Genomic DNA, 12,784 nt, shown 5'->3' with positions numbered 1-12,784 from the left:
GATACCGGCACCACAAAGCTGCCCAACCATAACAGGGCATTTGACATAGGAGGCTCTGTTAAACAGGAATTGACACCACCTCGGGATGCGTCTGGAATCTACGCCGGAGCATTAGTCAGAAATATCCGCCATGGCTCATTTTGTCCTCACTCGAAGGCGGCTTCACCCCTCGTGACAACTGGAGGCGGTTCTTCCATTTCTCAGAATGGAAGAACCGCCTCCGCTTAGTCGTCCCCGGAGGATTCACGAAGTCCGCTTTTCTCCCGATTTCGCGAGGGGCGCCATACCGAAATTTCCAGGGACTTGCTCAGCGAGCATTCCTTGCTCTACCGTTTGCCTTCCTCGCCGCGTGGGTCAACTCGACGCGCCTTGTCGGGCTCCGGCTTTCCGAGTGCCAGGAATTGCGGAGCGCGAAGACGGCTCGCTGCCGCACGAGAGTTCTTCAATCACCTTGCGGGGCACCCTCCTTTCCTTTACGGTCCTTTTGGCGACAGCCCCACCTGTCATCCAAGAAACATGCTCCTGGATACAGGTGCATGCACTTCCGAGAACAGAGCCACCATGCACTTATCCGAGCGAATGTTTCCGACAGAGAGCAGGGCCGCCATGTCCGACGATTTCGAGCTGGAAGAAATGCGCCGATTCGTCACTCAGTACGAATCGTGCGAGGACCCGTACCTGCGGTCGGAATTCCTCCAACAGACCGGCACGACGTTCGCCGTCGTCAGGCGATACCGACAGCTCATCGCCGCAGCTGATCGCGCTCTCGCGGCCAACCCCACTGCGCGTCCCGGTTTCCGGGCCGACCGGGGTCGTCGGGGGCGACGCAGCCGCCCCACTCCGGTACGCCCGCCCGGCCATGCGCGGAACCGCCGCCGCCGCTCGCGCGTCACCGTGGTCGTCACGGTGCACATCGTGGTCGAGCTGTCTTAGCCCGACACACTGTCGGACGTCCCGGCTATCGTTTTGAGCAAGTTGCCGGCCACGGCCAGACCGTGGCCGGCGCTCCGGTTTCTCCAGCGCCTTGTCAGCAGCCATAGAACGGAAACCTCGTGAGCTACTCCGATCCGGCGGACATCGAAAAAATTTCGCCTGTGATCAAGAAGATCGTCGAGCAGTCGGCACGCGTTTTGGAGACATACCGCGTCGATCCGGGACTCGTCCAGGAACATGCAAATGGCGAGCGCCGGATCACTCAGGGCGGATATGGGGACCGCCAATTGTTCGAGCTCGTACAAAATGCGGCCGACGAGATCGCGAATGATCCAGGAGGGACAGTACATGTCGTCCTGACGGATACGCATCTTTATTGCGCGAACGAGGGAACGGAGGTTTCCGCGGAAGGCGCGGAGACAATTCTGCGCATGAGTGTATCGAAGAAACGGGGAGGACAGATCGGGCGCTTCGGCGTGGGCATCAAATCAGTCCTTGCCGTAACTGATGCCCCTCAATTCTTCAGCACTTCCGGAAGTTTCGGATTCGATCGTGATTGGGCGCATCGCGAAATCATCGGGGCCAGTGGGCTGGCTACGGACGGCAACCGCGAGACACCCGTACTTCGCATGGCACGGCCCCTCGACGCCGATCACGAGAGGGCCGCCGACGCCGTTCTCGACCAACTCCTCGACTGGGCAACCACGGTGGTGCGCCTGCCCCTGATCACCGGTGCCGCCGACCGGTTGGGGCGCGACATGCACCAGGCCAAGGACAGTGAACGGCGCGAGTTCCCGGCACGCTTCCAGCTCTTCTCCCACCACGTGGGCAAGGTGGTCCTGGAAGATCGCCGACCGATGCCTCCCGTACGCCGAGAGATCACCGTGAAGCACGATGGTTTCCACCACACCATCGAGGAGCAGCGGACCGGGCACCGTCCCGCGCAGAGCCGGTGGAAGGTCTTCACGGAGGCGCACCGCCCCAGTAGGACCGCACGTGACAGCGCCGGCGAGATGCACGACCGCGGAACGATCGACATCTCATGGGCTGTCCCGGAGTACACCGGCGAGAACGTGCTCAACGCCCCGAGGGGCCGCGGTGAATTCTGGTCGTTCTTCCCCACCAAGTACCCCATGACCCTGAGCGGAGCACTCAACGGCGCCTGGAAAACGAACGAGGATCGCCAGAATCTCCTCGATGCCAGCCCGTTCAACCAGGAGATCATCCAGGTCGCGGCCCGACTCGTGGTCGACTCACTTCCCCACCTGGCCCCGTTAGAGGACCCCGGTGCGTATCTGCCACTGCTCCCAGGTCGCACCAAGGAATCCGAGACGCTGAACTGGGCCGATCAGTATCTGACCGAACAGATTTGGCAGATGGCAGCTCAGCGTCCGTCCCTCCCGGACCAGGACGGGGATCTGAGGGTGCCTCACGAGTTGAAGTTGCACCCGGACCAGGGCGGCCAGGGAAAGCTCAGGTTCGAGTGGCTACAAATGTGGAACGCCTGCCCGGGCCGGCCCTCCGACTGGGTCCATCCCTCCGTCGAGGCGGCAGAGATCCGTTCCGGCAAGGTGGAGCACATCCTCAAGGCCGCGAAACGGCAGCGGGCGTCGGTGCGTGAGTGGCTGGAGGCTCTCGTTTCCGACAGCGGCGCGGACGGTTCGGCAGTCGCAATCCGCATCCTTGCAGCGATGATCAGGACGGCGTCCCCCTTCGCGGCCGAGGCCCGCACAGCGAAGATCGTCCTCACCGAATCGCACGGAATGGTCGCCCCCGTCGCCGGCAGGGTCTTCCGCCGCACCGTGCAGGACGGGCTCAAGGACGACCTGGTGTACGTCGACGAAAGGCTGTCCGAAGACCTGTCCCTGGCAAGCTCGCTCAGCGAGATCGGGATCCGGGAGGCCGACGCCCGCGGAAGGTTCGTCGGAGTCCTCGACCAGGGCTTCGACAACTACTCCCCGCAGGACTGGACCCGTTTCTGGGAACTCTTCCACAGTGCCGGTGGCAGTCATGTGACGGCAGAGGTCCGGACTCGTGTCGCCGCCCCCATGGAGACACTGTTCGTTCGTACCGTGGACCGGAGCTTCCACCGGATGAAGGACTGCATGCTCCCGGGCCCGGTCGTGCCCGGTGACGGTTCACGGGACAAGAGCATCGCTGTGGACATGACCTTCCATTCCGACGACACCGTGGTGTTCCGAGAGTTCGGGTTGCGCGACCGACCCACCGGAGGCCACCGTCCGGAAGGCGAGTCGTGGTTCGAGGATTACCGGACCGCGGTCTACGAGGGGTACTGCAGGACTCTCCCGAGCAACGCGACCAGGCCTCAGCAGCATCGCCTCAAGCTCGAAGGCGCGGCGGTCGGCGGTCCTCTTCATCTCCTTCTCAAGCTCTCGGACGAAGGGAAGGCGGCCTTCGTCAAGGCACTGTCGGACGACAGCGTGATCGACACCTGGACCCGCCAATTCGGGGCCCAGTCGGCAACGCGCGCCGCGGTGGCCTCACCGATTCGCTGGATGCTGCGTCGGCACGGTCGGGTCTCCACCGCGAAGGGCGTCGTGCCACTCGCAGACGCGGTGGGGCCTCAGCTCCGCGGGTACAGCGACGTGCTTCCGGTCGCGGACATCAGCCCGGAGAAGGCCCGCAAACTCCATCTGCCCGTCACGGTGGACGAGGTCCCCGAGCGGCAATGGGACCAGCTGCTGGCGCAGCTCCTCGAGAGCGAGGACGACACCTTCGTCGGCCGTACCTACGTGATGTTGACCCGTCTGGAAGTTCCCTTCCCCGAGGACTCCCTCACCCGGTGCCGTGTCGGGACCCACTGGGACACGCGTGAGGACGGCGAGATCGCGGTCGCCGCCTCCGGCGGGGAGTATCAGGCGCTCCGCGCGGAGCAGCTGCCCGCTCTGCTGGCCGGCAGCCCAGAAGACGCGGAACTGATGGTCAAGACGTGGGGAATGCTGCGCTACACGGATGTCATCAGCAAGGAGACCCGACATGTGGCGCCGGGCGAACCGACGCCCATGCGGGACGCGTTTCCCGCACTGCGTCAGCGACTCAGCAGCACCCTGATCAACAACTACGGCCTCTTGGCCTGTTCGGAGCTCGAAGAGGTTCTGCGCACTCCCAATGGGACGAGAGTGACCCCGCTGTCCAGCGCTCTTCAGGGCACGACCGTACTTGTGCTGGAGCCGGAGTCTCCGCTGGACGCCCTGATGGCAGCGGACAAGGAGCTTCGCTGGGGCCTCGGGGCGTCTGGCTGCCGTGCCGTGTTGGACGCACAGCGTCGTCAGGAGGAGGACCGGCAGTTGCAGGACGCTCTCCGCATGGTGCGCGAGGCGGGGACTGTCGTGGAGAAGCTCGAGCTCCTTCTGGGCGCCGACGCCCTGCGCGCGGGACTTCCCGCCGGTCTGTTGGAGAGCGAGCGTGCCGACCTGGGAGATGCCGAGCCCTCGGCCTCCCGCGTGGCGCAGATGGCATACAACGCCCATGGCGACGGCGTGTTGCAGGTCCACGTGCGGGATCTCGCGGCAGCGTATCCCAGTCACGCTCCGTCGTCTTTCAGCGGCGCCACCGCCGCGGTGAAATTCGTGGCCGATCTGGGATTCCCGGACTCCTTCGCAGGTGTCCGCGCCCCGTCACTGGAGCCACGGATCGACGTCGCCGGACCGTCCGAATTCCCTCGCCTGCACGATTACCAGGAGCGTCTGGCAACCAACGTCTTCGCGATGTTGGATCGGGTCACCCCGCAGCGCGGCATGCTCTCCCTGCCCACGGGAGCGGGTAAGACCCGTGTGGCTGCCGAAGCCGTCATCCGATGGGTGAAGCAGGACGGACAGCTCGACGGCCCGATTCTGTGGATCGCGCAGTCGGAGGAGCTGTGCGAGCAGGCGGTGCAGAGTTGGAGTTTCGTCTGGCAGAAGGTGGGCGCCGAGAGCCCGCTCGCCATCAGCCGCCTGTGGACGACGAATGAGGCCGGCCCGGTGAGCGACCGACCGCACCTCGTGGTCGCCACGGATGCCAAGCTTCGGGTGTCCCTGGGCACGGACGCCTACGCGTGGCTGCGCTCCGCCTCTCTGGTCATCGTGGACGAAGCACATACCGCCATTGCGCCGCAGTACACAGAAATCCTGAGCCACCTTGGACTCATGCACTCGCGCACTGATCGGCACCTGCTCGGACTGACGGCGACCCCGTTCCGCAACACCAACGTCGAGGAGACTCGCCGACTCGTCCAGCGGTTCGGCAGCCGACGCCTCGACGACGGAATCTTCTCGGGGGAGCCCTATGCCGAGTTGCAACAGCTGGGCATGTTGGCGCATGTCGCGCACAGGGAGCTGACCGGCGGCACCATCGAGTTGACGAGTGACGAGAGGCAGCGCGCCGACCAACTCAGCGTCCTGTCGAAGGCCGCCGAGCAGCGCCTGGCGGACGATCACGACCGCAATCGACGCATCATCGACGAAATCGCCGCCATGCCCTCGGACTGGCCAGTGCTGGTTTTCGCCACTTCTGTGAGCCATGCCAAGTTCCTGTCCGCGAAGCTCAACGACCGTGGCATCACGGCCGCCGCCGTCGATTCGGCGACGTCCACCAGCGAGCGCCGTCGTCGTATCGACTCCTTTCGCCGCCAACAGACGCGGGTGCTCACCAATTACGGTGTACTGACTCAAGGATTCGACGCGCCCGCCACCCGCGCCGTCGTGGTGGCGCGGCCCACCTACAGCCCGAACGTCTACCAGCAGATGATCGGCCGCGGTCTGCGCGGTCCGCGCAACGGCGGCAAGGACAGTTGCCTCATCCTGAATGTCCGGGACAACATCACCAACTACGGAAAGGCTTTGGCCTTCACCCAGTTCGAGCACCTGTGGGGCGCCAAGTGACCACCCTGTACGCCGACAGCCCTCCTCTGACTCCGGAACAGCGTGCCGTCGTGGAACAGCCATGGGACGCCCGCCTCCTCGTGACGGCCGGAGCAGGAGCCGGAAAGACCCACACTCTGGTGCGCAGACTGGACGCGCTCATGGCCGACGAGGAGGAAGGGCTGGAGGCCGGCGAGATCCTTGTCCTCAGCTTCTCCCGAGCGGCGGTCCGTGAGCTGGGGGAGCGAATCGCCGCGCACGCCGAGCAAGCCCGGCGCGTCCGAACCCAGACCTTCGACTCCTGGGCTTACGCGCTTCTCACCAGCGCCTACCCGGATGAGCCGTGGAGCCGATACTCCTTCGACGAACGCATCCGTGAAGCCACCGGAGCCATCGTCCGAGGTGCTGTCGAAAGCAGTGAGATCGGCGCACCCGCCCACGTGATGATCGACGAGGTTCAGGACCTTGTCGGTGATCGCAGGGACATGGTGGAGACACTGTTGGACCACTTCCAGTACAGCTGTGGGTTCACGGTGGTGGGAGACGGTGCCCAGGCGATCTTCGGATTCCAGGTCTCCGACCCCGATGCACGGGCAGCCGAGACCAACTATTTCTTCGACTGGCTCCGCAACTCCTACGCGGACGATCTCGTGGAGCTGCACCTGCCGTCGAACTTTCGAGCCAAGACGGAGGAGGCACGGACCGCGCTGTCCCTGGGGCCCACGCTGCAACGGTTGTCCGCCGACACGGCGGGCTCCGACACCGCAGGTGAGGCTGTCCACCGGGAGCTCAGGGAACGCCTCCTCCGCTGCCCGGGCTTCGGCGACCTCGACGATCCGTTCACGGTCGGCTCCCTCCGAGACTTCACCGGAAGTTGCGCGATCCTCTGTCGGGACAACCGTCAGGCACTGGCTCTGTCCGAGTCCCTGTTCCGACAGGGCGTGCACCACCGTATGCAGCGGTCCCTCCAGGACCGTCCCGTCCCCGCCTGGGTGGCCGAAGTACTTCGCCGTACGGGCTCGTCCACTCTGAACGAGGACCGGTTCCACGAGATCCTCTCCGGGGTGGGGCTGCCGCCCTCCACTGATCCGACTCGACTGTGGCGGTCGTTGCGCGGCGCCGCACGGGCGCCGCGTGGAATGCTGGACGTCGCCGCTGTACGACGGCTCGTCGCGGAGGGGCGCTTCCCGGACGAATTGACGGTCGTGGAGTCTTCGCCGCTGGTGGTGTCGACGGTCCATCGTGCCAAGGGTCTCGAATTCGACCGGGTCATCGTTGTCGAGCCGCCGACTGTCTCCGAGTTGCGCAAGCAGCACACCCACGTGGACCCGGCGGCCGAGGCGCGCGCGCTGTACGTGGCGATGACGCGGCCCCGGGAGGACCTGTTCCGAATCCCCGCCCCCCGGACGGCACAGATTCGACGCGACCGCACCATCAACCGCTGGTACGTCGGTGGATGGGAGTCGTACGTCCGTGATGGTATCGAGGCGATCGGGCAGGACATCTCCCGTGAGCACCCACCCGGGACGGACGGGTTCGAGCAGGAGGCGTCGTCCCTCCAGGACTATCTGATCTCGTCGGTCCACCCCGGGGACGAACTCACCCTGCGGCTCCAGCACGAGATGCCGTTGGCTGCCGACCAGAGCCCTCCCTATACCGTTTTTCACGACGCCCGGCCTGTGGGTGTGGTGTCGGAGGGCTTTCGTCAGGCCCTCTACGCGTCTTTGAAGATCAGCAAAAGCTGGGACATCAGGTGGCCCGTGGAAGTGGCGGGGTTCAGGGTGGACACGCTGGAGAGCGTCGCGGGAAGCAAGGCTTCGAGTGCCCGCGCGGGTCTCGGTGACCACGGAGTCTGGGTCGTTGCCCGAATGTCGGGACTCGGCCGGTACAGGCGGGGCAAGAACTCCCAGGAGGGGTGCGGTTCATGAGGGACGGCGACAACAAACACGCGGCCCACTACGCGGTGCGCGACGGGCTCGTCGCGCAGCTCCGGCGAGATCTGCTCGGCCCCGGTGCCGTGGACGAAGTTCTGAAGCACGACCCACCGATAACGACGTATCCGATCGGCGTTCTGTTCCCTCGGCCCGCGAGCACATCCGCGGAGGAGGAGCTCGCCTCCGAGAACGCGGAGAACGACGGGCTGGACGACGCCCCCGTGCTGAAACGGAAGGACGTCGACGACACGGCACCGGATGTGGGGGTCTCGCTTGCCAACGACCGTCGGCCCTCCTCGATGGGGCTGACCTTCGCAGTCGACCCGGAGGTCTCCTCCACTGTTGTCGTCACCACGGAGGCAGCGGTCTACGACCCGGTGGACGGGGCAGGGAGGCGTGTCGCGGCCAAGCGTGCCGAAATCAGGAGCACCTCCGAGCAGGCCGAACAATGGCGCCGGCGCCCGCTGACGCTGCCGCCGGTCACGATCGACGTGACGCGACCCGGAATGCGGCCGTCGGAATCCCTCGCCGAAGGCGTGGAACTTCGCGCCCTCGTACGCCTGCCCTCCGTGCCGAGCGGGACAGTCACCGTCACGGTCACTCTGATCAACAACATGCGCATCAGCGAACGTGAGTTGCAGGACGCATTCTGCCTCTTCCAACCCCGCCTCACCGTGCACGCGTCGGCCGGCGTCCGTGCCTTCGCCGAGCGACCTGCGGTTTCGGGGCCTGTCGACGAGGAACAGGCGGCCTCCAGGCTGCTCCATCGCCATGCCCCGACCTTCGCCGTGGGCCACGGATGCGCGGCGGACTGGGACTGGTTTCCGCCGCCGATCGGCGCACCGAACACCGCCCGCGCCGCGATCTCGGAGGTCAGAACGGAGTTCGTACCCACCCACGAGGTGCTGCTGACGGACTCCAACCCCGACATCGACGACTCGGCACTCACCATGCACGGTCTCGCCACGCGAGAACCGGCAGATGTGCTGGCAGCGCTCAACCGGTTGGTCGCCGGATATCAAGAATGGATCGGCCGCAAGCGGGACGAGGCCGCGGGACTCGCAGGAACCCCCTACGGGGCACCCGCTCTGGAGCAGATCAGGCAGTGCACCACGGCGCTGGAGCGCATGCGCCGCGGTATCGCTGTACTGACGGCCCAGCCCGACGCCATGCGCGCGTTTCAGCTGGCCAATCAGGCCATGGCTCAGCAGCGGGCTCGGAGTTCTTGGGTGAAGGACGGGCGCACGAAGCCCCTCGATCTGAACAACGGCCGCTGGAGGCCTTTCCAGATCTCCTTCATGCTGCTCTGCCTCGAAGGGATCGTCGACCCCGCGCACTCGGACCGCAGTGTCGCCGATCTGCTCTGGTTCCCGACAGGAGGCGGCAAGACGGAGGCGTACCTCGGACTGATTGCCTTCACCACCTTCCTGCGCCGCATGCGTCACAAGGCACAGGGCGCCGGCGTCACCGTTCTCATGCGTTACACCCTTCGGCTGCTCACCCTTCAGCAGTTCGAGCGCGCCGCCGTCCTGATGTGCGCCATGGAACGGATGCGCCTCGCCGACCAGCGGGAGCTGGGCACCGAGCCGATCTCCATCGGCATGTGGGTGGGCCAGTCCGCTACTCCCAACACCCTCGCCGTTGCGAAGGAAAGCCTTACCGAGCTGCGCAAGGAAAAGTCCCTCCAGGAGAAGAACCCGGTCCAACTCCATGCCTGCCCCTGGTGTGGCACCAACCTCGACGCCCATCAGTACGAGGTGGACGAGGAAGCCCGGCGCATGCACGTCCGCTGCCCCGATGTCTCCTGCGACTTCCACGACGGATTGCCCGTTCACCTGATCGACGAGTCCGTCTACGACGCCCGACCGACCCTCGTGATCGCCACGGTCGACAAGTTCGCCTCCATGCCGTGGCGCGAGCAGACCGCCGCGCTCTTCAACCGGGACCGCTCGGACGGCACCCCACCGCCCGAGTTGATTGTCCAGGACGAGCTCCATCTCATCTCCGGCCCGCTCGGCACTCTCACGGGTCTGTACGAGACCGCGGTGGATTTTCTGGCCGACCGGCCCAAGGTAATCGCGTCGACCGCGACGATCCGGCGTGCCTCACAGCAGGGCACGGCATTGTTCGCCAGGGAGGTGTCGCAGTTTCCTCCGGCGGGCCTCGACTCCCGCGACTCGTGGTTCGCCGTGGAGACTCCCCGTGAGAAGAAGGCGAGCCGCCAGTACATCGGACTGCTGACGCCGAGTACCAGTCAGTCGACGCTGCTCATCCGTACGTACTCGAACCTCCTGCACCAGGCAATGCGCTGCGACGCGTCACAGGAGGTACGCGACGCCTACTGGACGCTCGTCGGCTACTTCAACAGCCTGCGGCTGTTGGCTGCGGCCGAACTCCAGGTGCACGACGACGTCGAGGCGTATTTGGAGTACCTGGCCGAGCGGGACGAAGTCCCGAAGCGCGTACTCCGGGAGCAGACGGAGCTGACGAGCCGGGCCAACTCCAGTGAGATCCCTACCCGTCTCAAGCAGATCGAGCGCAAGTTCCCCCACGAGGAGACAGTGGACGTTCTGCTGGCCACCAACATGATCTCCGTCGGGGTCGATGTGGACCGACTGGGACTGATGGCAGTCATGGGTCAGCCCCAGACCACCGCCGAGTACATTCAGGCGACAAGTCGAGTCGGGCGAAGCCATCCGGGCCTGGTCGCCGTCATGCTCAATTCCGCTCGTTCGAGAGACCGTTCACATTACGAGAATTTCCTTCACTTCCACTCGGCGCTCTACCGAGAGGTCGAGTCCACAAGTGTCACTCCCTTCTCGGAGCGATCACGGGAGCGCGGCCTGCACGCCGTCGTCGTCGCCCTCGCCCGCATTCTGATTCCGGCCGCCCGCCCCAACAACGGCGCAGGCCGGATCGACGAGTTTCACGACCAGCTCCACCAGATCATCAAACCCGTACTCCTCAGCCGTGTCGCCGGCATCGACAAGTACGAACACGAGGCGACCTCTGCGGCCTTCGACGAATTCGTCAAGTGGTGGTCGGACGAGGCCGAAGCACACGGTGGCCTCCTCTACGAACCCAAGCGGGGCAGCAAGATTCCTTCCCTCCTGAGTTCCTTCGACGACGAGTCGAGCGCTGACGCCTGGGCCACTCTCTGGAGCCTGCGTGACGTCGACGCCGAGTCCGCTCTCTTCATGGAGGCATCCCGATGACCCCTCCCCCGTCCCGGCGGCGTCGCAGCGGCGGAATGCCCGAGCGCAGCCTTCCACGACGCGGTTCGGTACGCCGGTCTCAGATGATCACTACCTACGGTGTCGGCTCGCTCATCGCCGTCGACACCGAGTCGTTCATTGTCTCCGGAACCGACTCGTGGAACATCGGCGAGGCTCCAGTGATCCACGAACACCGATTGGCTCGCATCCTTGGCGTGAAGTTCTTCCGGCTGCCCCCTGCGTCCGACGACACGAGCAAAGACGGCGTACGGGTCCGACGCTTTCCGCTGTGGCACTCGTGCGCGGTCTGCAACGCCCTGCGGCCCGTTCGCGGCTTCAACTCCCCACCCGGAAAAAACGAATGCGGTGACTGCCTGGAGGAACTCGTACCGTCCCGATTCGTGACGGCCTGCGCCAAGGGCCACATCGACGACTTCCCCTACTGGAAATGGGCACACCGAAACAACCGGCAGGAGGGCGAGTCCGGGCGATGCGGTGGTGCAATGCGTCTGCGCACCAGCGGAAAGACGGCATCTCTGCGCTCCATCGTAATCTCGTGCACCTGCGGCATTCCCGAGGTTTCCATGGAGGGGGCCTTCCGACGGAGCGCCCTGTCGAACCTACAGGTTCGCTGTGAAGGCAAGCGGCCCTGGCTGAAGGACGCCCCCGCCGAATCCTGCTCCGAAGTTCCACGCACACTCCAGCGCGGTTCGTCCGTGGCGTGGCAACCGATCGTCAAGTCCGCTCTTTCGATTCCGCCCTACAGTGACGGTACGGCGGCCCGCCTCGCGGAGGAGTGGGACATTCTCCGCGGGCTCAGTCGGGCAGAAATAGAACTGTATTTGAAAATTCGGGCGGTCCGGGAAAAGGGCCCCGAAATTTCCATCGACACGGTCATGGCCCTGTTGGAAGCCGAAAAGCATGGGGACACCGGGGCCGACCAGGAGCAGGTGCGGGACAGCGCCTACCTCGCACTGCGCAAGCAGGAGTACGAGCGCTTGAGCGTCGGCAACCTCGAACGCGATCAGAACCGGGAAGAACAGTTCATCTGCGAGCCCCCGACGTCCGCCGCCACTGCGCTCCTCCCGTACGGGTTGGATCGCCCTATGCTGGTCAAGCGACTGCGCGAGGTCCGGGCGCTCAAGGCTTTCTCCCGGGTGGACACACCGGACACCAATGCGGACGTGCACGAAGCCCAGCTGTCACTCACCCACCTCGACTGGCTCCCCGCCATGGAGGTGCAGGGCGAGGGCGTCTTCCTCAGGCTCGACGAGGCAAGGATCGACTCCTGGGCCCGGAGTGCCGCGGTCGCCGCGCGGGTCGAGCGGATACACAGCAATCATCTGCGCCGGCTCCGCGAGCGTGCGACCGACCCCAAGGCAGTTCCCGAGTCGCCGGCCACTCCGCGCATGGTGTTGCTGCACACTTTGGCGCATGTGCTCATAAACGAGTGGAGTCTTGACGGCGGATATCCGGCAGCGTCCCTGCGGGAGCGCCTGTATGCCGACGACTCCATGGCCGGGGTGCTCATATACACCGCGACAAGCGACTCGGCGGGCAGCCTTGGCGGGGTGGTCGCCCAGGGTGCCCCCGAACGTCTGGCCAAGGCTCTGCGGTCCGCAATGCACCGTTCGGAGTGGTGCTCGGCGGACCCGCTCTGCATCGAGTCCGAGGCGAGTGGCGCGGGGAGCACGAACCTCGCGGCATGTCACGCATGCGTCCTGCTACCCGAGACCAGTTGCGAGCAGAACAACGGCCTCCTGGACCGGGCCCTGTTGATCGGCACCCCGGAGGATCCGTCCACAGGTTTCTTCAGCGGGGTTCTTGGGCGGTGACTGTT

Annotated in this window: 5 protein-coding genes; all 5 read left to right on the top strand. The window is 65.3% G+C overall.

The genetic code is table 11. The features are described 5' to 3' along the window. The first annotated feature begins 606 nt into the window (after positions 1-606). Positions 607-933, top strand: a complete 327-nt coding sequence (locus AS594_RS21720) for a hypothetical protein (protein WP_069935257.1) — start codon at positions 607-609, stop codon at positions 931-933. A 119-nt stretch (positions 934-1,052) separates the two neighbouring features. Further along, on the top strand, positions 1,053-5,816 hold the full coding sequence (locus tag AS594_RS21715; protein ID WP_069935256.1) for a sacsin N-terminal ATP-binding-like domain-containing protein: 4,764 nt from the start codon (positions 1,053-1,055) through the stop codon (positions 5,814-5,816). After that, positions 5,813-7,723: a UvrD-helicase domain-containing protein gene (locus AS594_RS21710; protein ID WP_079148873.1), complete on the top strand. Its 1,911-nt coding sequence runs from the start codon at positions 5,813-5,815 to the stop codon at positions 7,721-7,723. The genes AS594_RS21715 and AS594_RS21710 overlap by 4 nt, the downstream gene beginning before the upstream one ends. Continuing rightward, positions 7,720-10,944, top strand: coding sequence for a helicase-related protein (locus AS594_RS21705; RefSeq protein ID WP_069935254.1), 3,225 nt, complete (start codon positions 7,720-7,722; stop codon positions 10,942-10,944). Before AS594_RS21710 ends, AS594_RS21705 begins: the two co-directional genes overlap by 4 nt. Further along, positions 10,941-12,779, top strand: a complete 1,839-nt coding sequence (drmB, locus tag AS594_RS21700) for a DUF1998 domain-containing protein (RefSeq protein ID WP_069935253.1) — start codon at positions 10,941-10,943, stop codon at positions 12,777-12,779. The genes AS594_RS21705 and drmB overlap by 4 nt, the downstream gene beginning before the upstream one ends. Positions 12,780-12,784: the final 5 nt, after the last annotated feature.

Source organism: Streptomyces agglomeratus (genome assembly GCF_001746415.1).
Classification (GTDB): Bacteria; Actinomycetota; Actinomycetes; order Streptomycetales; family Streptomycetaceae; genus Streptomyces; species Streptomyces agglomeratus.
Note: the sequence above shows the minus strand (reverse complement) of the source record. Positions and strands in the feature narration are given on the sequence as shown.

Bases quoted from the DNA above. Each gene is read 5' to 3' on its own strand.
- AS594_RS21720 (WP_069935257.1), top strand. From the start codon at position 607: ATGTCCGACGATTTCGAGCTGGAAGAAATGCGCCGATTCGTCACTCAG.
- AS594_RS21705 (WP_069935254.1), top strand. From the start codon at position 7,720: ATGAGGGACGGCGACAACAAACACGCGGCCCACTACGCGGTGCGCGAC.
- drmB (WP_069935253.1), top strand. From the start codon at position 10,941: ATGACCCCTCCCCCGTCCCGGCGGCGTCGCAGCGGCGGAATGCCCGAG.